The 22,686-nt window shown below is 32.1% G+C and carries 23 protein-coding genes, 3 tRNA genes and 3 pseudogenes; 10 read left to right on the top strand and 19 right to left on the bottom strand.

All coding sequences use genetic code 11. The annotated features are described in order from the left end of the window. Window positions 1–62: 62 nt before the first annotated feature. On the bottom strand, window positions 63–1,241 hold the full coding sequence (locus BIY23_RS02200) for an iron-containing alcohol dehydrogenase (RefSeq protein ID WP_070064937.1): 1,179 nt from the start codon (window positions 1,239–1,241) through the stop codon (window positions 63–65). Window positions 1,242–1,278: 37 nt separating this feature from the next. On the opposite strand from BIY23_RS02200, the gene dapE reads away from it, so the two are divergent. Next, complete coding sequence (dapE, locus tag BIY23_RS02195; RefSeq protein ID WP_070064936.1) at window positions 1,279–2,460, top strand: succinyl-diaminopimelate desuccinylase; 1,182 nt, start codon at window positions 1,279–1,281, stop codon at window positions 2,458–2,460. On the opposite strand, the gene BIY23_RS02190 is transcribed toward dapE, so the two are convergent. Then, the gene (locus BIY23_RS02190; protein WP_070064935.1) at window positions 2,457–3,116 is read right to left on the bottom strand and encodes a hypothetical protein; all 660 of its coding nucleotides are present in this window, start codon (window positions 3,114–3,116) and stop codon (window positions 2,457–2,459) included. The genes dapE and BIY23_RS02190 overlap by 4 nt on opposite strands. A 21-nt stretch (window positions 3,117–3,137) precedes the next feature. Further along, window positions 3,138–3,210 (bottom strand) — tRNA-Phe (locus BIY23_RS02185). Window positions 3,211–3,269: 59 nt separating this feature from the next. Between BIY23_RS02185 and coaD the strand changes: the two genes are divergently transcribed. Together coaD and BIY23_RS02175 are read left to right on the top strand one after the other, a co-directional pair. Then, window positions 3,270–3,764, top strand: a complete 495-nt coding sequence (gene coaD, locus BIY23_RS02180) for a pantetheine-phosphate adenylyltransferase (protein WP_070064934.1) — start codon at window positions 3,270–3,272, stop codon at window positions 3,762–3,764. A 51-nt stretch (window positions 3,765–3,815) separates the two neighbouring features. After that, on the top strand, window positions 3,816–4,025 hold the full coding sequence (locus BIY23_RS02175; protein ID WP_070064933.1) for a zinc-finger domain-containing protein: 210 nt from the start codon (window positions 3,816–3,818) through the stop codon (window positions 4,023–4,025). 6 nt (window positions 4,026–4,031) lie between these two features. On the opposite strand, the gene BIY23_RS02170 is transcribed toward BIY23_RS02175, so the two are convergent. The 6 genes from BIY23_RS02170 to rpsB are packed head-to-tail and all read right to left on the bottom strand — an operon-like array spanning window position 4,032 to window position 8,340. Further along, entirely contained in the window at window positions 4,032–4,658 is a 627-nt protein-coding gene (locus tag BIY23_RS02170; RefSeq protein WP_070064932.1) for a phosphatidate cytidylyltransferase, read from the bottom strand. Beyond that, window positions 4,648–5,376 (bottom strand): polyprenyl diphosphate synthase, encoded by a 729-nt coding sequence (uppS, locus tag BIY23_RS02165; RefSeq protein WP_070064931.1) that lies wholly within the window; start codon window positions 5,374–5,376, stop codon window positions 4,648–4,650. The genes BIY23_RS02170 and uppS overlap by 11 nt, the downstream gene beginning before the upstream one ends. Next, window positions 5,336–5,890 (bottom strand): ribosome recycling factor, encoded by a 555-nt coding sequence (gene frr / locus BIY23_RS02160; RefSeq protein ID WP_070064930.1) that lies wholly within the window; start codon window positions 5,888–5,890, stop codon window positions 5,336–5,338. The genes uppS and frr overlap by 41 nt, the downstream gene beginning before the upstream one ends. An 11-nt stretch (window positions 5,891–5,901) precedes the next feature. After that, window positions 5,902–6,621: a UMP kinase gene (gene pyrH, locus BIY23_RS02155; protein WP_070064929.1), complete on the bottom strand. Its 720-nt coding sequence runs from the start codon at window positions 6,619–6,621 to the stop codon at window positions 5,902–5,904. After that, window positions 6,618–7,493, bottom strand: a complete 876-nt coding sequence (gene tsf, locus BIY23_RS02150) for a translation elongation factor Ts (RefSeq protein ID WP_070064928.1) — start codon at window positions 7,491–7,493, stop codon at window positions 6,618–6,620. Before tsf ends, pyrH begins: the two co-directional genes overlap by 4 nt. Continuing rightward, entirely contained in the window at window positions 7,480–8,340 is an 861-nt protein-coding gene (rpsB, locus tag BIY23_RS02145) for a 30S ribosomal protein S2 (RefSeq protein WP_070064927.1), read from the bottom strand. Before rpsB ends, tsf begins: the two co-directional genes overlap by 14 nt. Before the next feature lie 178 nt (window positions 8,341–8,518). Between rpsB and BIY23_RS02140 the strand changes: the two genes are divergently transcribed. From BIY23_RS02140 to pth, 4 genes are all read left to right on the top strand, one after another. Beyond that, window positions 8,519–8,592 (top strand) — tRNA-Asp (locus BIY23_RS02140). Window positions 8,593–8,616: 24 nt separating this feature from the next. Next, window positions 8,617–9,456 carry a protein translocase subunit SecF gene (gene secF / locus BIY23_RS02135; protein ID WP_070064926.1) on the top strand — a complete coding sequence of 280 codons (840 nt, stop codon included), beginning with the start codon at window positions 8,617–8,619 and terminating at the stop codon, window positions 9,454–9,456. Window positions 9,457–9,526: 70 nt separating this feature from the next. After that, complete coding sequence (locus tag BIY23_RS02130) at window positions 9,527–10,096, top strand: 50S ribosomal protein L25/general stress protein Ctc (protein ID WP_261722498.1); 570 nt, start codon at window positions 9,527–9,529, stop codon at window positions 10,094–10,096. Window positions 10,097–10,101: 5 nt separating this feature from the next. Continuing rightward, complete coding sequence (pth, locus tag BIY23_RS02125; RefSeq protein WP_070064925.1) at window positions 10,102–10,668, top strand: aminoacyl-tRNA hydrolase; 567 nt, start codon at window positions 10,102–10,104, stop codon at window positions 10,666–10,668. A gap of 121 nt (window positions 10,669–10,789) precedes the next feature. Here pth and BIY23_RS02120 read toward each other — a convergent pair whose 3' ends face one another. From BIY23_RS02120 to BIY23_RS02110, 3 genes are all read right to left on the bottom strand, one after another. Then, window positions 10,790–11,242 (bottom strand): hypothetical protein, encoded by a 453-nt coding sequence (locus BIY23_RS02120; RefSeq protein ID WP_070064924.1) that lies wholly within the window; start codon window positions 11,240–11,242, stop codon window positions 10,790–10,792. Between the two features lie 34 nt (window positions 11,243–11,276). After that, window positions 11,277–14,303 (bottom strand): hypothetical protein, encoded by a 3,027-nt coding sequence (locus BIY23_RS02115; protein ID WP_070064923.1) that lies wholly within the window; start codon window positions 14,301–14,303, stop codon window positions 11,277–11,279. Window positions 14,304–14,378: 75 nt separating this feature from the next. Continuing rightward, the gene (locus BIY23_RS02110; protein ID WP_070064922.1) at window positions 14,379–14,738 is read right to left on the bottom strand and encodes an outer membrane protein assembly factor BamE; all 360 of its coding nucleotides are present in this window, start codon (window positions 14,736–14,738) and stop codon (window positions 14,379–14,381) included. A 103-nt stretch (window positions 14,739–14,841) separates the two neighbouring features. Here BIY23_RS02110 and BIY23_RS02105 point away from each other — a divergent pair, with 103 nt between their 5' ends. After that, window positions 14,842–15,813 (top strand): ribonucleotide-diphosphate reductase subunit beta, encoded by a 972-nt coding sequence (locus BIY23_RS02105; RefSeq protein ID WP_070064921.1) that lies wholly within the window; start codon window positions 14,842–14,844, stop codon window positions 15,811–15,813. Here BIY23_RS02105 and BIY23_RS02100 read toward each other — a convergent pair whose 3' ends face one another. Genes BIY23_RS02100 through BIY23_RS02090 form a run of 3 tightly spaced genes read right to left on the bottom strand, consistent with a single transcriptional unit; the run spans window position 15,814 to window position 18,308 of the window. Continuing rightward, on the bottom strand, window positions 15,814–16,518 hold the full coding sequence (locus BIY23_RS02100) for a squalene/phytoene synthase family protein (RefSeq protein ID WP_070064920.1): 705 nt from the start codon (window positions 16,516–16,518) through the stop codon (window positions 15,814–15,816). Then, window positions 16,491–17,666: a 1-deoxy-D-xylulose-5-phosphate reductoisomerase gene (gene dxr, locus BIY23_RS02095; protein WP_070064919.1), complete on the bottom strand. Its 1,176-nt coding sequence runs from the start codon at window positions 17,664–17,666 to the stop codon at window positions 16,491–16,493. The genes BIY23_RS02100 and dxr overlap by 28 nt, the downstream gene beginning before the upstream one ends. Window positions 17,667–17,678: 12 nt before the next feature. Continuing rightward, window positions 17,679–18,308 (bottom strand): ribonuclease D, encoded by a 630-nt coding sequence (locus BIY23_RS02090; RefSeq protein ID WP_070064918.1) that lies wholly within the window; start codon window positions 18,306–18,308, stop codon window positions 17,679–17,681. A gap of 108 nt (window positions 18,309–18,416) precedes the next feature. On the opposite strand from BIY23_RS02090, the gene BIY23_RS02085 reads away from it, so the two are divergent. Further along, window positions 18,417–18,489, top strand: a tRNA-Gly gene (locus tag BIY23_RS02085). A 1-nt stretch (window position 18,490) separates the two neighbouring features. On the opposite strand, the pseudogene trhO reads toward BIY23_RS02085, so the two are convergent. Beyond that, window positions 18,491–19,294, bottom strand: a pseudogene (gene trhO / locus BIY23_RS02080) (oxygen-dependent tRNA uridine(34) hydroxylase TrhO); the annotation flags it as partial. Between the two features lie 40 nt (window positions 19,295–19,334). Continuing rightward, window positions 19,335–20,261 (bottom strand): methionyl-tRNA formyltransferase, encoded by a 927-nt coding sequence (gene fmt, locus BIY23_RS02075; protein ID WP_261722497.1) that lies wholly within the window; start codon window positions 20,259–20,261, stop codon window positions 19,335–19,337. Between fmt and BIY23_RS02070 the strand changes: the two are divergent. Then, window positions 20,243–20,755 (top strand): annotated as a pseudogene (locus BIY23_RS02070) (UDP-N-acetylmuramate dehydrogenase); the annotation flags it as partial. The gene fmt and the pseudogene BIY23_RS02070 overlap by 19 nt on opposite strands. Window positions 20,756–20,860: 105 nt before the next feature. Here the strand turns inward: BIY23_RS02070 and BIY23_RS02065 are convergent. Continuing rightward, window positions 20,861–21,400 (bottom strand): annotated as a pseudogene (locus BIY23_RS02065) (bifunctional 5,10-methylenetetrahydrofolate dehydrogenase/5,10-methenyltetrahydrofolate cyclohydrolase); the annotation flags it as partial. A gap of 21 nt (window positions 21,401–21,421) precedes the next feature. Further along, window positions 21,422–22,642 carry an ABC transporter ATP-binding protein gene (locus tag BIY23_RS02060; protein WP_458772613.1) on the bottom strand — a complete coding sequence of 407 codons (1,221 nt, stop codon included), beginning with the start codon at window positions 22,640–22,642 and terminating at the stop codon, window positions 21,422–21,424. Window positions 22,643–22,686 lie beyond the last annotated feature (44 nt).

Below are 22,686 nucleotides of genomic sequence, written 5' to 3'. Positions count from 1 at the left end.
CTTAATCTTCTATTTTTGCCGTAATTAAATCTCAATAAAATATGTTGAGGAAAATTATTATTCTAATTAATAATGCAGTTAGCTAGATCAAGAAAGGTAAACCTATCGCGTGTAGCAAATGCTAAATTAGCTACTGTATGGTATTGTTTCTGATTCCAACCTAAATGTTCTGGTAAATATGGCATGGATAGCTCCGAAAATATTTTTTCTAAATGTTTGGTAGGTAGTATATTTTGTTGAATAATATTGAAAATGTTTTTCCATTTTTCATGAACAATTTTGCTGCATTTTGCTGCATACTTTTTCTTTTGTTCTAGTATTTTTGTAAATTGGTTTATACCAAAATATTCTATTATTTCGCTTTCTTCAATAGTGGATCGTTGTATGATAGGGTTTTTTATAGATAATATTTTTTCTTGCAGGTTACCCATTGTCATGGTTGTAACGGCAATTTTTTCTCCATGAAGTGAACAATGATTATAATTCACAATGTCCATTGCATGTGCAATAATGTGTTCTCCCTGGCTAGCAGAGTAGCTTCCATCTGAAATAACCATTCCAAATCCTGAAATTAGTAAAGCCTGCATTAACAATACTACTATTTCACTGCTTTTTTTGTTTAAATACTGATACTCTTTCAGTAATATTTGTTCCATTTCATTTACCATTATGAACGGTAGCTCATTGTACTGCGTGCCGAGCAATAAGTGAGATAACAACCAGTCAGCTTGAGCGGTTGAACGGCAGATGAAATCTGCAAAACCGCTTAATGTTAAACGTATTGGCGCGTTAGTCAGTATATCAGTGTCAATATATATTGCTTTTGCAAGATGTGCTGTAAATGATCTTTTATATCCATCCACTGATATCGAGGCAGTCGCAGAAGTATAGCCATTCATAGAAGCAGCTGTTGGAAAGAGAATATATTCTTTTTGCTCAATATAACTTGTATATTTACATATATCATTAATTGTCCCACTACCTAGGGCTATTATCAAGTCACTGCTTTTTGCTTTATTTTTTACTAGCTCAATTATATCAAGAGAAGCGACTACATTGGCTGGAAGAATAATATTAGACACTTTATCTAATATTTTTTTATTTAAAAACTTTAAAGTGTTTTTATCTACAACTAAAAAGATGTTATCTGAGTATTGTTTAGAAATTTCATAAATATTATTTACAAGTTTAGGTTCTATGATGATCTCTTTAATGTAACATTGTTGTTGTAAATAATGCATAAAATGTTTACAGTGATGGCTAGTCACTATTTCAACTATGAAAATTGACCCTATAGAATTAACTAAGAAATTAATTACTTTTAGAAGTATAACACCCGAAGATGATGGAGCAATAAAATATATAGCTTCAATCCTTAAGAAAAGTGGTTTTCATTGTCAGATTTTAGAATACAGTAATTGTAGGGTTAAAAATCTATACGCTGAGTACGCAAACGGCGTACCAAATTTATGTTTCGCTGGACATGTTGATGTGGTACATCCTGGTAAATTAGAAAATTGGGTTTCAGACCCATTTAAGCCAGAAGTACGAAACGGAATGTTATATGGTAGAGGTGCAGCTGATATGAAAAGCGGAGTTGCTGCATTTATTACTGCTATAGTTAATTCAATATCCAATATTAATGGCTCAATTACTGCTTTGATTACAAGTGCTGAAGAAAGCGCATCAGAGTACGGTACACAAGCAATCTTAGAGTGGATGAATAAAAGGAACAAAAAGATAGATTATTGTATAGTTTGTGAACCCACAAGTGATGAAAAGTTAGGAGATGCTATAAAAATAGGCAGAAGAGGTTCTATAACATTTAAATTAATATGTTATGGAAAACAAGGACATGTTGCCTACCCAGAACTGGCAGATAATGCAATATATAAACTGATAGATATATTAAATAAAATAAAAAGTATGACGCTTGATAGTGGTAATAAATATTTTCAACCTTCTCATTGTGAAATTACAACAATAGATGTAGGGAATAGTGGTAATAATGTGATACCAGATTTAGCGACTGCATATTTTAATATTAGATATAACAATTTGCACACTTCTGATAGCTTATATGACTTAGTGAATACAATATGTTCTAATGTTACTCAAGATTACAAGCTCCTTATACATGAAGACAGAAAGTTATTTTTATCTACTTTAGATAGAAATACTGATATAATGCTCGATGCAATAAGTAAAGTAACTAACGTTGATGCGGTGTTTAGTACAAATGGCGGCACATCTGATGCTGCATTTATTAAAGATTTTTGTTCAGTAATTGAATTTGGTTTGATTAATAAAACCATACATCAGGTTGATGAGTGCGTGCTAGTAGATGATATATATAAATTAACAAATATATATGAGGAATTCATAAAAAATTATTTTTATAGTGATATAAATAAGGTTGACTTAATAAGTAGCATACCAAATGATCCATTATTGATCTAACTATAAAGGAAATCGTATAGAATTGAAATTTCAATTAAAGTTTGTTGTACTGAAGAATCTGCAATGGTGCCTGCAAGATAAATATTTCTATGTTTATCTTCTATTGCTTCTATTGTTCCATTATCAGAAAATCCTGCAATTTTATATCCAAGAGATTCTAATGTTTTTCTATTTTTAATATTATTATTAACTTGATTTGCAGTACAATTATTTAGGCATATTGTAACCCACCCGCTTTTATCAGGTATTAAAAATTTAGATATTATCTTCTCCAGATGGCTGTTAGGTACTATTTTAATCTGTCTGAGTTGTTCAAGAGTTTTGTTACTTACTACTTCTTTTATATTTATTATATTCTGTAAGTTACTGCATATACTAAGCAAGCGGATATTTTCTGCTATTTTTATAGGTCTTTCCTGACCAACAACAAATATTCTATTTATATTCTGCTCTTTTACAACCTTGTCAATATCATGTTCTGAAAATTTTTCAATTAATATAGTTTTAGCTCCTAAATTATTTAATATACTTTCAAATTTTGTTTTTTCTTCTCCTGTAATGAGACCTACAATCACATCTTTTGCATTAGCTAAATTACTTAATAGTAACAATGCTGTTAACAATAAATTAAGTATATTACTATCACACTTATTCATATATTGGCAATGCTTAATAGGTGGCCTGAGCTGGAATCGAACCCGCGACACAAGGATCTTCAGTCCTCTGCTCTACCAACTGAGCTATCAGGCCAATTGTATATTTATATTTAGACAAAAAATGTTATCATGTCTATTAAAAGTTTAATAAAAATGACTGATAAAAGAAAAATAGGGGTTTATCCTGGAACGTTTGACCCTATCACTTTTGGACATATTGATATAATAAAGAGAGCATGTAAATTAGTTGACAAGCTAATTATTGGTATTGCTGAAAGTATCAACAAAGATGCTGCTTTTGACATCAAATCGCGTACAGAAATGGTTAAGTATGAAATCAGAAGATTAGGAATTAACGCAGATATTATATCTTTTGATGGATTATTGGTTGATTTCGCAAAAAAACAAAGAGCCTCTGTGATTATTAGAGGTTTGCGTGCTGTATCAGATTTCGATTACGAATTTCAAATGAGCTGGGTAAACTATAAACTTCTTCCTGAAATTGAAACTATATTTTTACCTGCATCTGAAGATACTCAGTTTATTTCGTCAAGTTTTGTTAAAGAGATTGCAAGTTTAAATGGGGATATTAGTAAGTTCGTACCAGAAAGTGTTAAAAGGAAATTATATGAAAAGAATGATATGTAATATCTGTTTTTATATGTTAAATATATAAAGTTTATAAATTAAAGGAGTATCATGCAGGAAATAAAATTTAGCGAAGCACAAGAAATAAAAGTCAATAGCAAAAAGGTCTGTTGTAATGGCCGTAATGGTAATGATGGAGATAGTTCTGGCCATCCAATAATATATCTAGATGTTGAAGAGGAAGAGCCCACGCGATGCCCTTATTGTAGTCAAGTTTTTGTTTACGATTGCACTGTAGAGCAAATCGAGCTAACAGAGTAAAAAATGTTAACTTATGTAAATAGCTACAAGTGGGGCAGTAAGGATAAAACTATCCATACGATCTAGAATACCCCCATGTCCTGGTATTATGTTACCGCTATCTTTAATACAATAGGCCCTTTTTACAAGTGATTCAGTAAAATCACCTAACTGTGCTAAGATTGCTAATCCAAGGCCAATCATAGGGGAATAACGTAGTGGAAATGAGCGAATGAAAAATGACCATAAAGTTGTTAGTATTACACTTGCTAAGATTGCTCCGATAAAACCTGACCATGTTTTGCCAGGACTAATCATCGGGCAAATTTTTGCTCCACCAAATTTCTTGCCAAATAGATAAGCGGTTATATCAATTCCCCAAATTGTTATAACAAACCACATTAATACGTATTTTCCATATGGTAAACTGTATATGTACATTATAGATGCGTTAGGTAATGCAATTAGCAATAACGCAAAAATATATAAAATTTTATTGCCTTGCGTTATGCTATACCACTCAAACGAAGAAAGTACTGCTATAGAAAAAATCAAGAAATAAAATAATAAATTATTCAAACATATTGAAAAAATAGCAATAAGCAACATCACTATTGTAGATAATGTCCTAACAATAAAATTATTATCTACCATATTTTCTTTCTCTGACTGTATATTCTTGTAATGCTTTTATAAGATGTTTGCAAGAAAAATTAGGCCATAAAGTGTTACAGAAATATAATTCAGCATAAGCAGCTTGCCATAATAAAAAATTGCTTAACCTTTTTTCACCACCAGTACGAATTAACAGGTCTAATTGTGGTAGATCTTTTGTGTATAAAAACTTTTCAAATTCATTTTCTGATATATCATTGATATTATTTTGTATAATAACACTTATAGCATTTATTATTTCTTGCTTCGCACCATAACTTACTGCTATAGTCAGTAATAAACCATTGTTTATCGATGTTAATTCTTCAACTTTTTTTATTTCTTGAATAACACTATGAGGCAATAAGTTAATGTTGCCAATAAAATTTAGTTTTATGTTAAGATCGCACATTGAACTTATTTGATTTTTATCAGTCAAGAAAGAATAGAGCAAGTTAAATAGTTCGTTAGTTTCACTTTGCGGTCTTTGCCAGTTCTCCATAGAAAACGCATACAGAGTCAAATAAGGTATGGCCAGCTTAACACAACATTCTATGATGCTAAACGCAACTTTACTACCTTTTTTATAACCATTGATTTTCGTTTTTCTTTGTTTACTCGCCCACCTACCATTACCATCCATAATGATGGCTACATGTTTTGGTAAACATGTATTGTCAATGTTGCAGTATGTCTTTTTCTTTAAGAGATAGCTCATTATCTACTGTTTTTATATTATTATCAGTAATATTTTGTATTTCTTCCTTAATATTATGAAAATCATCTTCTGAAATTTCCTTGTTTTCCTTCATCTTTTTTAGTTTTTTTATAGTGTTCTCACGTATTTTTCTAATTGCAATACGTGCTTTTTCAGCATACTGGTGTAATAGCTTGACATATTTTTCGCGTGTTTCTTGTGTCAGTTCTGGTAATACTATACGTATAGTACTACCTTCAACTATCGGATTGAGACTAAGACTGGTATTTAATATAGCATTTTTTACTTCTCCTATATTTCCCATGTCATAAATTTTTATTAATAGAGTTTTATTATCTGTCGAAGAAACGTTAGCAACTTCATTTAATTTTTGATGTCCTCCATAAACATTTACAACTACTCCATCAAGTAACGATGCACTAGCTCTACCAGTACGCACACCTTTGATATCATTGTGGAAAACTTGAATGGTTTTTGATATATTTTCTTTCATTTCGTTCTTTATTTCAAGCATATGGTACCTATTTACTGAGAATTTGAAACTATAGTATAAACTCCATCACCTTTGATAACATTAATGATCTTTTCCTCTTTTAAAGAGAATACTATAATAGGAATTGAATTCTCTCTTGCAAGGGAAACTGCAGATGCATCCATTACTTTTAAGTCACGAGCTAATAAATCTGTGTAAGATAGCTTATCATACATTACTGCATTCTTATTTTGTTTTGGGTCAGCAGAATACACACCACTTACCTGTGTACCTTTTAGTATAACATTACAATTCATTTCAACAGCACGTAGAGCTGCAGCTGTGTCTGTAGTAAAAAATGGATTACCTGTGCCTGCAGCAAAAATTACTACCCTACCTTTTTCTAGATGACATATAGCTTTTCTTCTGATATAAGGTTCACAGATAGTAATCATTGGTATAGCAGACAATACTCTAGAAACTATAGAGTATTTGCCTAAAAAATTTTGTAAAATCAAAGCATTAATTACAGTTCCAAGCATCCCTATGTAATCACTACTAGCCCTTTCATGCCCACTTAAAGAAGTAGATGTGCCTCGAAAAATATTGCCACCACCAACAACTATACATATCTGTATGCCTAGATTACAAACCTCAACTATATCCTTGGCTAATTCATCAATAACTTCCATGTCGTGGCCAAACTGTTTTGACCCCATCAAAGCTTCACCAGAAATTTTAAGTAATACTCTAGAATAATTCACCTTTTCTATTGCAAATCACCTAAGGTAAATAACTTGTAACCAAGTAATTTAATTGAGCAACTTAAATTTGATTCATTTACCTTGATAAAGTTGGAAATGCTAAGTTTATCATCTTTAATGAACTTCTGTTCGAGTAAGACAACTTCCTGATAATACTTAGATATTCTACCTTCTATTATTTTATTTGCTATTTCTTCAGGTTTATTCAAACTTTTTATTTGTGCTGTTATTGAAGAACGTTCATTATGCAATTTTTCTGAATCTAGATCATTTATAGATAAAGCTTCAGGTCTCATAGCAACTATATGCATTGCTATTTGTTTGCCAATTTCTTGCAACTTTATCTTATCTCCTGATGATTCTATGGAAATTAAAGCACCAGTTTTACCTAAACTAGACGTTAATCCATGTACATAACCAGCAATAACTCCTTGCTTGTTCTCCATATAACAAACCCTTTTTAGTTCAAGTTTTTCCCCAAAAATTGAACTTTCATTCATTATATACTCATGCACTGTAGCGTAATTTTCATATTTAATATTTTTTAAATCATCTACATTGATACAGCGCTCTTTGTGAGCAAGTGAAGCTAAATTTTCAGCTAACTCCATAAATTTTTCATTGCGTGCAACAAAATCCGTCTCACAATTTAATTCTATTAATATACCGTTATTTTCTCCTAAATGCATAGCTATTAAACCATCAGTAGCCATTCTGTCAGATTTCTTTCCAGCTTTTGCAAGGCCTATAATACGTAATTTCTCAACTGCTTTATCTACATCACCATTACATTCCTCAAGTGCTTTTTTACAATCACTAATGTTGACAAATGCACCAATTTTATCACGCAATAACTTTAACCCCTCTTTATTTGTTTTCATTTTCGTTCTCTCCTCCACTTTCTTTGTGAATTTTAATACGTTTTTTCCTGGTTTCTATAATGTTATTTTGAATATTATCTTGTTTTTCTAATTTTTCTTTAATAAACTCGCCACCCTTTATATCATCAATTGTGACTCCAGATTTAGCTAAATCTGATTCTATTCCTGTTAATATTGCATTAGCAGCAAGTTTATAATAAAGCTCTATTGATTTTCTTGAATCATCATTTCCTGGTATAGGGTATGTGATGTTACTAGGATCAGAGTTTGTATCAAGTACTGCAACAATTGGAATCCCTAATTTTCTAGCCTCTTTAACAGCTATATGCTCCTTATTGGTATCAATTATAAATAAAATATCTGGAACTGCTCCCATATCTCTGATACCACCTAATGATTTCTCAAGTTTTTCCCTCTTTTTATCAACAGAACCTAGTTCTTTTTTTGTTAAAGTACTTTCTTGATCATTTAATGTTTTTTCATATTGCCGTAAAGTTTTTATCGAAGACGAAATAGTTCCCCAATTAGTAAGTGTACCACCTAACCAACGATTATTTACGTAATATTGACCGCAACGAACTGCTTCATTTGCAATGATATCTGCAGCCTGAAATTTTGTACCAACAAATAAGACACGTCCACCTTGAAATGCAACATCATATATAGCCTTAAGGGCTGTTTTTAATAGTGGTAATGTTTTTCGCAAATCTATTATATGTATATGATTTTCTTGATGTATACCATATATATATGGGGCCATTTTTGCATTCCATCTACTAGTTTTGTGGCCAAAGTGTACACCAGCCTCAGCTAAGTCATGTACAGTTACTTCTGGTAAGCTTACCATATTTAATTTCCTCCAAATAGTTTATCTTCCATGGCATAACCCTTACGGGACTATTTGTACAGCCATGTGCGATGTTAAATCATATATGGTAACGGAGAAAACAACGTAAAGCAAACAAATTTATTGACAAATAGCGACATGTTTATTAATCTCAAAATTGACTTTTAAAGGTAAAGAGGGGGGTGTAGCTCAGTTGGTTAGAGCGCATGCCTGTCACGCATGAGGTCGTGAGTTCAAGTCTCATCACTCCCGCATATATCATATAATCGCTATGTAATGCTTAAGTTAATTTTAGATAATTTTGATATAAAATTCAGCAAGTACAGAAAGCTTACCTTATTTATAAGTATTGTCATCACTATACTTTCAATACTTATTGTTGTATTACATGGTGTTAATCTAGGCATAGATTTTACTGGTGGCATTCTAGTAGAAATAGAATCATCTGATAAGGATAGCTCTATCTTGAATACTTTAAAACAAAACGGTTTTATAGTACAAAGTTTGAAAGCAAGTGGTAGTTTGGTTATGCGCTTTAAAGACGAAGGAAATATAGATTCGGTTAAAAGGATAAAAACTATACTAGAAAAAGAATTGATTGTTTATAACAAAATAGATTATGTTGGTCCACAAATAGGCTCAACACAAATTTTCGAAGGTATTGGTGCCATAGGAACTGCAATTATCGGTATATTTTTTTATATTTATATTAGATTTAATTGGCAATGTGCTTTGGGCGGGACTATGGCTTTAATTCATGATGTGGTTTTGACTGTAGGTTTTATTAGCCTTATAGGTATAGAATTTAATATTTCATCAATAGCAGCTCTTCTGACTGTTATTGGTTATTCAATTAATGATTCAGTCGTAATATACGATCGAATAAGAGAATATATTAAAAGCAATACAGGTAAACAAATCAGTGAAATAATTGATAAGAGTATCAATGCTACATTATCTCGTACCCTGTTAACGTCTGGCACAACGCTGCTTGCAGCTATTCCATTGATATTAATCTGTAAAGATACGGTAAGAGATTTTAGCCTAATAATCTTTTTTGGCATCTTAGTTGGTACATACTCTTCGATATTTATTTCTGCTCCTATTAGCAAGTAAGTGATGATAGTACTTTTTTTGCTACAAGGTCTATGTTATATTAAACTAATTAGCAATGGAGAAGTAGAGTATGGTTATCAATGCAGAATTACGTAACGTAACTAAAACAAAAGCAATGCGTACATTAAGAGACAAAGGTTGTATTCCAGCAGTGATATATGGGAAAGGTCATACCAATATGAATTTAACATTATCTCTTAAAGAATTTATGAAACAACATAAATCTTCTGAGCATCTTATAGAACTCAATATATTAGGTAACAGAGAATATGCTGTTATTCGTGACATTCAATGGCACGTAGTTAAAGATACTGTGCAACATGTTGATTTTCAATATGTAGATAAAAATAGCGAGATTAAAGTAGATATACCGCTTTCATTTGTAAATGAAAGTAAAGCCCCTGGTATAAAATTAGGTGGAGTATTAAATATTTTATGTCGATTTATTACTGTTAAGTGCTACCCTGATAAAATACCACAAAATATAGATATTGATTTGTCTGGCAAGATGATAGGTCAATCCATACATATTAATGATATAAAATTACCAGAAGGGATCAAACTTGCCAATCACGAAGAAAATTTTACTATTGTCACAATCTCTTCTACTTCTGATGAGCAACAGGATAAAGCAGAATAGTAATAGTGTATTTAATAGTTGGATTAGGTAATCCTGGTAGCCAGTATGAGGTAACTTATCACAATGTTGGGTTTACAGTGGTTAATGAAATTAGTAAATATTGGGGATTTCAAAATTTTTCTAAGAAATCCGATTACTTGATTGCTTCAGGTATGATTCATAGTCACAAGGTTCTATTGCTCAAACCCTATTCATTTATGAATAATTCTGGTATTCCTGTAGCAAAAATCTCTAATTTCTATAAGATACTACATAATAATATTATTGTAATACATGACGACGCTGATTTACCCATTGGTAAAATTAAAGTGAAAAAGGGTGGTAGTTCTGCAGGACATAACGGTATAAAATCTATAGATAGTTTTATAGGTAATGATTATTGGCGTATAAGATTCGGCATTGGCAGACCTGAAGATAATAGAAGCTTATCACACTATGTGCTATCTAAATTTGAAAACCCTAATAAAATAGCTCATCTTGTTGAAACAATCGTACAAAACATTCATCTGGTAATGAATGAATCGGGACTGATAATATGGGATAGCTTTATAAATAAACAGCAAGACATATAGTTTTAAATTTGCTAGCACAAGTATAACATTTACTTATACTAGCACTTGATACTGCAAAAAAGTTGCAACCTTCTTTACATACTTATTAACTTTTGTGTAACACTCTCTATTATAGAAGAGTTTAGCGTTCTTGATACTGCCATTTTACTGCCCCTTCTATTGTACTTCTTGCATGATAATAGCCACAATTGTCATTGCCCCCAGAGTGCTTATACTGAACACTATTACCTTTTAATGCTTTATAATCACCAAATGAGAGATTTAACATAAAACATCCGTCACCCGTCTGTGAAATTTTACCTTTTTTCATAGTTTCCTTCAAATCATTAGCCAAGTTATCAACTAAAACCACATGACTATAATTCTCATATATCTTGCTAATAAAAGCTATAAGAGATACTATTACTATTATACCAAGTAGTGCTGGTGAAGATCCTAAAGAAACCAACTTAACGGGTAGTAGATTATATCTCAAATATACAGCCGAATATATAGCACATCCCATAGCAAGCACACTCATTATAAGACCAGCAAAAGGCAGAATATTTCTTTTTTCAAAAAGTTTATTATACATTGTTATATACCTCAAACATTAATAATTGTTTTTATTATATGCCAACCGTATATGATAAATCAATACTGTCAATTACGTTATCCATGATTTTACTTTGAACTTCTTGAGCTTCACAATCTTTTGCGATATAGCGATATAAAATAACTGCAATTATCGATGTTATAGCAAAAATGCTCACAGCAATTATAGGGTTAATTTTTAACTCTGTTAATAAAGTCACTGTAGCATAAATCCCAACTGCTATCAATGGAGAAGCAACTATTAGATATTTAGACTGCTTTTTGGCATCTGTCTTTTTAGGAGCAACTCTTATAATTTGAGGGACACCATTTTCCCTACATATTTTGTTTATAAATATAGGAACGTTAGAATCTGGATTGTGACCTGCAATATCATCCCAATTTACAGGTTGTACATTCATTACATATTGAGCAAAATTTTCTAACGATAGATTATCAGAATATTCTACAATACGGCTTCCTTTAGAATTTAATGATTTAACGGCATTACGCATATCTTGCATTAACTTTTTAAGGTCTGCTATTTGGTTGCTATTGTCATCATAAAGAAGACCCAAAAAAATAACACACGTACGGGCATTAACAGGCATTTGTAATATTCTATTTAGATCATCACTAACACGTTGTAGAACTTGAGTAAAAATTTCGATACAATCCTTTTTGTTAAAACCATATTGGATATTTATACTTTTGAATTCTTCCTTAACAAAATCTTGAATTAAGTCAAAGCGTGGCTTATCACGTAGCTTGCTAGGTAACATGAGTCTATGATATGCCTCATTTATGATATAACGATTTTTTATATTATTCCAAAGTGACCCAGATCTCATTTCTATAATCGCATTCTTATCATCCATATATTTTTGATTAGCTTTTTCAAGTCTAACACACAATTCTTCTCCTGAGAGCTGCGTTATATCTTGAACTTCAAAGTAACTCGAATCAGTTGTAAATAGATCAAAAAAACACTTTCCTTTTCTATTTACATCTCTGCCAATCCTTCCAATTAATTGGATCAAAAACATCGGATGTAATATGCTTGATGTACCTTTTGCCAATGCTGCAGCACTATCAAGTCTTAAGGCATCAATTCCTATTGCTAAATCTTTAGAAATAACGCTAGGTACAAAACCGGCCTTAATAAAGTTAAGCATATTCTGATGATTACAACCGATATCGCTGCAGCTTTCGCTAGATCTAAATTTATGAATTGTTATTTCCTTGTCAAAGTTAGAAATGACTGTGTTTTGTTCACAAAATTCCTTTATTTGAGGATACTCTTGAAAAATATAGTTATGTAACTCTTTGTCTCCAGGATAATTACGACTTATAGATGCTTTATACTTAGAACCAATTTGACTTAATCTAAATATAGCACTTGCCAATTCTGTATTTAACTTAAAGCTAAAAGAATTAACAATACCATATCTGTGCTCAATAAATTCTTTTAGCTTTTCTTCTGTAACTTCTGCATTACTCTTTGTATATTCATTTAATGAATCAATTATAATATGTAATTTAATTGATGATAATAAATTGTTTCCAACTTCAGTATTTAAATTTTTATCAATTAATGATTCTATTTCGTTATCTTGTAAATCTAATCCAAGTGTCTTAATAGCATCTGTAAAGGACCTTGTACGCTTTTCCTTTCTCTCTTGAGACTTACGATTATCAAGAACAGAGTCAACAATATTACCTGTACGTGTGTCTTTACTTGCTATAAGATTCACTTTATAGGCCTGGCTATCTAATGATTTGCTTACACACTCTATGAACAGTTCATCCAAAGTTTTTTTATTTAGTTTCCTTTCTTGTTTAAATTGCTCAACAGCACTTTTCCAGTTGTCAAGTTTTATATGCGTACGTTCTAATTTATCTATGTATGCTCTTTCTGGAACACAAAATAACAGATCATACCTACTCCTAGCTGCAGCCATCTCCGAAGTACCTCTGAATTTTGTCTTATGATAATGAACCACAGGTAGTTTTCCTATTCCAAGTTCTGCTCTTTCCTTTGGAGAAAGCAGAACTTGTTCCTTTATTCTGAATTCTTCATTAAGTAATTTATCTGGAGTGGCACTAAAAAGCGCAATTGGCTTATCACATGATATTTCAATAGCTCGTGCCATTAATATAGGATTTTGTTTCAATAACGGAGCCTCATCTATACAAATTAGTGCCAAATTTTCCATGCTACGTAGCGTATTCCAATAAGTATTAAATGCTTCATCAAACGTTATAGTAGGGTAACTTCTATTACTATGGATATATCTATACTCCGCAGTATCATCAATGCACTCTCTTTTAAAAACATCTTTACTGACAGGCTCTTTTCTACTGAAGAAATCATCTAAGATAAATATTGCTTTTTTATACAAAGGTTTAACAAATATATCAACAACCGTATCTGGTAAAAACTCTTTGTAAAAATTATGCGATTGTTCCTTCAGAGTATCATTTGGCACTACAGTAATACACGGAACGTCTGCAAGATATGCCAAGAGTTTGAGCAATGCTATATCATATGTTTTACCTGAACCAGTAGCTATATTATTTGCTAATCTTAATTTCTCTTGCAGTGGAATACTTTCATCCTCTAATAACTTTATAACTCTGTAAAAGTTAGCAAAACGTATACTAAATGGGATTCTCTTACCAGGCCCACCAATTTGTAATTTCTTTTTACGGACTTCATCATCGATCTGAATGGTAAATGCCCAGTTATTATTTTGGCCATTGACAAGGAAGACTTCGCTGTTAGCCAATAAATCTATAATGTCATTATCAGCATACTCCAGTATATCTTTTACTTTTGGCTTGGCGTATTCTCCTAAAACCTTAAGCTGACCATCCGAAGTAATTTCAACTTTGTAATGCTGACCACATACTTCAAATTCTACATGCTGCTCCTTATTTTGTATTGCATCAGACAGTACTTCTTGCAATGACTTTCCAGTGCTAACACGCAATGCACTTAACTTATAGAACAATAAATAACTATTGTATACTTGCTCTGCAGCTTTAATAAGATTACACATACTCTTCATTCCCCTAGTTTATATAAAGTACAAGATAATATCATAGCTCATGTAACCCAGTATAAGCCAAGCAACCTAATCTATATTTATGTCAACTAAACGCCTCTCTGACATATTAATTTTTTTTACTTCTATCACATTATCATCAGGGTCAAATGAAATTTGTATAGACCTGCTACTATATTTTCTCCTGCCCAAGAAATTTGCTTGTTTGATTTTGTACGAAACATAATACCATACATTTTTATTAGATAATGTAGGAGATCCTAAGAGGTATATTACTTTTTCCTTATTGTCATCTATTTTTATTTGCTCTGATAACTCAAGACTAACTTGTGGTACTCCATGATTATATATAGTATTACCACAACCTGTTGAAGTAGTAAACTTACCTACAAGTAATAACAGCAAAGCAAAAAATATAAATGCGCGCATACAACAATAACAATAATATTTAGTAAGACATTTTTTAATTTCTTTGTCAACTTGACTAATTTACAGTATCATCTAAAATAAAATTCATAATAGCTAAAATATAATGTCATTATTAGAATCAGCTCCTATATATAAGCCTTTTAATTATCCTTGGGCATATGATGCATGGTTACAACAGCAACGGATACATTGGATACCTGAAGAAGTTCCTCTTGCTGACGATGTGAAAGATTGGAAAACCAAGCTCTCAAGAGAGGAAAAAAATTTACTAACTCAAATTTTTAGGTTTTTCACTCAAGCTGATATAGAGGTGAATAATTGCTATATGAAACATTATGCAAACATATTTAAACCAACAGAAATATGTATGATGCTTGCAAGTTTTTCTAATATGGAAACAATACATATTGCAGCCTATTCTTATCTTTTAGATACAATTGGCATGCCAGAGAGTGAATATGAGGCATTTTTAAAATATGATAGTATGAGAAAAAAATATGAGTATATGCTAGAATTTGAAGAAAGTAAGAAACACAATAAGAAACATATAGCAAAAACTCTTGCTGTTTTTGGTGCTTTTACAGAAGGATTACAGTTATTTGCATCATTTGCAATTTTACTGAATTTTCAACGTTTTGGTAAAATGAAAGGAATGGGGCAAATAATTGCATGGTCTGCACGTGATGAAACATTACATACTAATTCAATTATTATGTTGTTTAATACGTTTATTAATGAAAACAACGAAATTTGGGATAACGAATTCAAGAAGGAATTGTATACTGCATGTCAAGTTATTGTTGGACTAGAAGACGAGTTTATAAAACTTGCATTTGAGTTTGGTGCTGTAGAAGGTTTGTCTGCAGATGAGGTTAAGCAATACATAAGATATATAGCAAATAGAAGGCTGGCTCAATTAGGTCTTAATCCAATATACAATGTTATTGATAATCCACTGCCATGGTTGGATGAGATATTAAATGGTGTAGAACATACAAACTTTTTTGAAAATAAAGTTACAGAATATAGCCGTGCAGCAACTCAAGGAACATGGGAAGATGCATTTGCTGAGTAGTTATAGCAGCTTAGGCCAAAAAATGTAGTAAAATAACATTTTAATTTGCATAATCAGATTTATTTCGCTATTAAAGTTTTTATGTTTTAAATATAAATCTGCAAGTTTTACTTGTAGTGCTATTTTTACTATTTCTCTTGGAGCTGTTTTGATTAACTCTTCTGTTTGTTTGACATGATACACTGATTTTTCAATAATTTCTTCTTTATCTAATTTAGAAATTTCTTTAGCATTGCGTAAGCTAGTCATGAGGTGCCATGCACTTCCACAATGATATGCCAATTGGTCATTGCGATAATTTACTATGGTAAAAAGCATTTTTATTAAGTTTACTGTAGTTTGTTCTGCAAATTTCTCTACATTTCTACCAGTACAATGACAGACCATTTGTTCATATCCATCTAGATAACGATCGATCAAAGATTTTGGTAAAGCTGTAATATGTATAAGGTTGGCAAGTTCTGATATTATTCCGTTATTGTTTACAATTTTATTACTGTAGATCATATCTATTTTCTCACGCCACCACTTAAGACGTACAAGAGCTACCATTGCTTCACTGTAATTATAAATTATATTATTAATTTCAATATTAAACGCATAGAGCGTCAAATAATAATGCCTTATACTTTTTGAAATAAATAATGAGCAAACAAAATGATCACGGTCATACTGTCTTACATGCTCAAAGACTTCTGATTGCATGTCTTATTATCAATAAACTCTTGAGTAATAGCACGGCTTTCACGATCAATGTAAATTATATCAGACAATGAGCTAATATGTGTGTAGTTACTAAAGTTTTCTATGGCTAAATTTATTACTTCTATTATTTCTAGAAATTCTATTTGCAATGTTAAAAACGCATTTACAGCCACTTCATTAGCAGCATTTAACACTATGCTATATACATCAGGCGAGTGTGAATTTAGCACTTTAATACTTAGATTCACAGCAGGAAACCGTTCATGATCCACTGCCTGAAAAGTTAATGTATTTTGTTTTGCTAAATCCAATTTACAGCTCAAAGCTGACCTTTGCGGCCAAGACATAGCATATGAAATTGGAAGCGTCATATCAGGCAGTGCCATCAAAGCAAAATTTGTACCGTCTGGATAAACAGCAATGCCATGTATTACTGATTCAGGATGAACTATTACTTCAATTTTATTTGGGTTAATGTCAAATAAATTGTGTGCCTCTATTACTTCCAATGCTTTATTCATCATTGTCGCGCTATCGATTGAAATTTTTTTCCCCATATTCCAAGTTGGATGAGTAAGTGCTTTATTGATTGTAGCATTCTTAAGTTGTTCATTACTATAGTTTAAAAACGGTCCACCAGAAGCAGTAAGTATAATTTTTTCTATACATTGTCCATTATTCTCTAAAATCTGAAAAATTGCACTATGCTCAGAGTCAATAGGAATAATTTGTGTACCATTTTCTTTAGCTTTTTTAAACAGCAGCTTTCCTCCGCATACAATACTTTCTTTATTTGCCAATGCTATAGTTTTAGTACCATTTTCTATTGCATGAATAACTGGCTCTAGTCCAGCAATACCCACCACTGCAACTATTAAAAGCTCTACAGGAATAGCAGCAATATTTATTAAATCAGCTTCTATTTTAATGTTGGTGCCTAATAACTCTTCTTTTAAATTTTTATAAAATTCTTTATTAGAAATCACTACATATTCTGCATCCAATAGTTTTGCTTGATGAGTTAATAATGCAAAATTTGAATAAGCACTTAATGCTATCACTTTATATTCTTCCCTGTTATGTAATAATAAATCTACAGCCTTTTTTCCAATGCTGCCTGTAGATCCAATAACTGAAACTTTTTTCACTACGTTGAAACTTTATATCTGATAATTAAATATATCTACATCTTCCCACCCCATTAAGTCTAATTTAATACGGGTAGGTAAAAACTTAAAACATTCCTGAGCCAATCCTTTTCTATTTTCACGTTCCAACATAAAATCCAGTTTCTTTTTTATTTCATGTAAATATAGAACGTCAGATGCAGCGTACCTTTTTTGCCTTTCCGTCAAATCTTCGTTACCCCAATCGGAACACTGCTGTTGTTTATTCAATTTAGTATTTAGTAATTCAGAACATAACCCCTGTAAGCTATGATTGTCTGTATAAGTACGTACTAAACGCGAAGCTATTTTTGTACAATAACATGGCACTGTCAAAACTTCAAGATAATAATATATTATACTCATATCAAAGCGTGCAAAGTGAAATATCTTAGTGACATTCTCATTTTGTAATATCCTTTTCAAGTTTACAGCTTGTTGATAGTTATTCTTTAATTGCACTAAATAAGCATTACCATCACCAGTAGATAATTGTACTAAACACAACCTATCTCTTCCTCTATTATGTAATAACCCCATTGCTTCTGTATCAACAGCTATAGCATTAACGTTATCGAATAGTAAGCTATCCGGTAAGTCGCCTTTATACAAAAATATTTCCATAACTTTTGTGTAAAATAAACTTAAGTATACTACGTTTTTTAAAATCCGTACGCTTTTTTTAGTAACAAGGATTTACAAATTATAACACTTACATATAATAAAATAGATGCGGGAGTAGCTCAGTTGGTAGAGCGCAACCTTGCCAAGGTTGAGGTCGAGGGTTCGAGACCCTTTTCCCGCTCATCTTTACAGTTAAAGCAGACTACTTGTCCTCGTGGCACTGATTTCAGTTCATCCGTAGACACTTGTGATAAGCAATATATACACTTTATTTCCTGACTTGGAGCAAGTAAGTAGTCAACTCCAACTCTATCATCGAAAATAAAACATGTACCTTTCCATTTATCATTTTTATTTTTATTCTTCTCAAGATAAGAAAGTATACCGCCTTTCAAGTGGTAAACGTTTTTAAATCCCAGGCTTTTCATATATGCTGTAGACTTTTCACATCTAATACCACCAGTACAATACATAGCTACTCTACTATCTGTGTTACCAGAAAAAGATTCTGCCCATCGTGGAAAATTACGGAAACATTGAGTGTGGGGATTTATAGCATTCTGGAATTTACCTAACTTGACTTCGTACTCATTACGTGTATCGATTACTATCACATCAGGTTGGGAAATAAAATCATCCCAATATTCAGGTTCTACATATTCACCTTTTGCAGAAACATCCAAACCTTCCACCCCAAAATTTACAATTTCCATTTTTAATTTGACTTTCATTTTGCTAAATGGCTGATATGTTGCATAGCTTTCTTTCCACATTAAATTTTTAAGTCTATGATCAGAACGCAAGAAATCAAATATCTTATTAATTGCATATCTTGTACCGGATATGGTAGCATTAATGCCCTCTTCTGCAAGAAGTATAGTGCCCTTTAATCCCATATTATCACATGTAGTCTTTATATCCACTTTCATATCATAATAATTAGAAAGATCAACAAAGTGATAGAAAGTTGCAATAACAAAATTCATAATAAACTTCAAAACTATTGAAATTATATATTAAAAATACTTAATCTAGAAGCTTTCCTTTTATATTTATTTTAAGACCACGAATAAAATCTTCAATACTGCATGGATTTCTGCCTTCCATTTGCACAACTCTAGGAATTAAAATACCACCCTCAAAAGATATATGCATATTTTCATTAATTACAAGTCCAAAGTTCAAATGCAATGGTTTATGTAGTTGTAGATCAGCATCAAGTATCCTGATACGTTTATTATCTATTGCGATGAATGCTTTGGGAAAAAATGCCTTGACTTTTCTATAGGCAACTTCACAAGCATCATATATATAAATTTTGTAATCTTCTATTTTATGAGCATAACATGTATTATTATCATCTTGATTTGTAGGAGAAAGATTTTTAATTTCATCTAGCACTTCTAATAATAAGTGACTGCCAATTTCAGATAATTTATCATGTAGTGTCTTATAATTATCATATTCTGTAATGGGAGTTTTTAATTGTTTTAACACAGGACCTGAGTCTAAGCCTTCATCCATCTGCATAATACTTATCCCCGTTTCCGAATCACCAGATAAAATTGTATGTTGTATAGGCGCAGCACCACGCCACCTAGGTAACAATGAGGGATGAATATTTATACATCCATATTTAGGAATATTAAGAATTTTTTGTGGAAGCATGATACCGTATGCAACAACAACTGCAACATCAGGCATCAAATTTCTAAATTTGTCATCCTCTTCTGGAAGCTTGAAAGAAGCCGTATTATACACTGGTATGTTATTTCTCTTAACAATAGAATGTATAGGTGTTTCCATTAATTGCTTCCCACGTTTTGCAGGTTTTGGAGCTTTAGTATAAACTGCTACTACTTCATGAAATGAAGCTAATAATAATTTCAGAGGTCGCACAGCAAACTCTGGCGATCCCATGAAAATAATTNNNNGAAATGAATGCAGGTGCATATGGTAACAATGTTGCAAGCATCGTACAATCTATTAAAGCAGTTGACCTAGAGGACGGTAACCTGCACACGTTTTCCAACAAAGAAATGGGATATATGTATCGGAAACATAGTTTAAAAGGAAAATGGATATTTGTTGAAGCAGAATTTAAAGGCACGCAATTAGAATCTGCATTGATAAATGCCAAAATGGGAAAAATTATTAATGAGAAAAGTAGAAGTCAGCCAACTATTGGAAAAACTGCTGGATGCATTTTTAAAAATCCAAAAACTTATAAAGCGTGGGAATTAATAGACGCAGCAGGATGTCGCGGATTATGTTTGGGAGGAGCACAACTCTCTGAGCAACACTGTAACTTCTTGTTAAACTACAATAATGCAACTGCGTCTGATTTAGAAAATCTAGGAAATAAAGTGCAAGAACTGGTGAAAGATAAATTTAATATTAAACTTGAATGGGAGATACGCATTTTAGGGCAAAAGATATTGCAGTAGACTCTTTAATTTCGCAAGAAACATATTCTATAGTGGATTAGGTTGAATTAGAGATTTTAAAGAAATAAGATGTATTTTAAGATTAAGTGCTTTTCCAAGCAATACTTATAGTTTTACAGAGGATATCTTGTTATAGGAATCAATTCCATTCTGTAAACAAGCCGCAATAATAGTATTAGCCATAAGAAATGCAATAGTCATCGGGCCAACACCTCCTGGCACTGGAGTAATGGCACTTGCTTTTGTTTTAACTGCTTCGAAATCAACATCACCTACTAACCTAGTATCTCCTTCTCTACTATTTATACCAACATCAATTACTATTGCGCCATTTTTTATCCAACCTGATTGCACAAAATGTGCTTTTCCAACAGCTGCTACTACTATATCTGCATTAGAACAATAATAAGCTAAATCTTTACTTCTTGAATGCAGTATAGTCACTGTACAATTTTCTTGTAATAATAAATGAAACATAGGTTTACCAACTATATTTGACCTACCGATTACTACTGCATCTTTACCAGCAATACTCTGCTCTATTGTTTTAATTAAATATAAAGCTCCTTGAGGAGTACATGGTATCAGGCAATTCTTCTCACCTTTTACTAATTTACCAACATTTTCATCATGAAAACCATCAACANNNNAAGTCTACTGAAGATTTCATGCCTTATCCTCCATTCTTTCATCGCCCAAAAAGCCACCAACTTGGGCATCCCACAAACTTTTGTAAAGTCCAGCTTTGGCTAGCAACTCATCATGGGTACCATCTTCTATAATCTTGCCTTTGTCAAAAACAAGGATGCGGTCCATATGCAGCAGAGTCGATAAGCGATGGGCGATGACGATTGTGGTTTTGTTTTGCATCAACTCCCATAAGGATTCTTGGATCAGGCTTTCCGTAACAGAATCAAGTTGGCTGGTGGCCTCATCAAGAATAAGAATTGGTGCGTTTTTNAAAATGGCACGCGCAATAGCAATACGCTGTCTTTGTCCACCAGAAAGTTTTANACCTCGCTCACCAACCAGCGAATTATATCCTTGTNGCAACTTCTCTATAAACNCATGGGCATGTGCTTTTTTAGCAGCATCAATTACTTCCTCATCAGTTGCATCNATGCGACCATAACGGATATTTTCCATCAANCTTCTATGAAATAGCGATGGATCTTGGGGGATCATGGCGATATTTTCTCGCAAACTATCTTGAGTAACGTCCCTGATACTCTGTCCATCAATCAAAATAGCACCATCTATTACATCATAAAGCCTAAGTATCAAATTTACGAATGTAGATTTCCCACTACCTGAATAGCCTACAAGACCAACTTTCTGACCNGCTTGAATTTCGATAGATTNATTCTGNAAAAGAGGCNCNGTGNCTTTGTAATGAAATNTAACGTTGTCGAAGGCGATTTTGCCGTTTGTGCAATTCAAAGCTATGGCGTTTAGTTTATCCGAATGCGTAACCTCGCTTATCTCTAGCAATGCTATTGCTTGATCTACTGCACCCCAGTTAACCATAAAATCATCCCTTAGCGTATGAGAGAATTGGTATAGAATATTAATGATGTTGAAATTGGTCATAATAACAAATGCAAAATCACCAGGACTTATAACACCTTTTTGATACCCAAAAATTAATGCACTTAAGAAAGCTAGCGCATAAAGTGATGTGAGTATGCTTAGAAATCCATACAACCAAATATTGTAAAAACCTACTTTTTCAGCTATATCAACAAAAGGCTTTTGTAATTTGAAAAAACGACTTTGTTCAAAAGTTCTGGCTGCAAAAAGCTTCACGCTCATCATATTGCCAAGATAATCTGCAGCGAGCCCGATTATTTTGGATTTTGCCTCGGCGGATTCTTTACTAAGTTGCATGCTTTTCTTCAGGGAAACAAAAATGATAACAATAAACAATAAAA

The sequence above is a fragment of the Wolbachia pipientis genome, assembly GCF_001752665.1.
GTDB lineage: Bacteria > Pseudomonadota > Alphaproteobacteria > Rickettsiales > Anaplasmataceae > Wolbachia > Wolbachia pipientis_A.
This window is presented reverse-complemented; position numbering and strand designations above follow the sequence as displayed.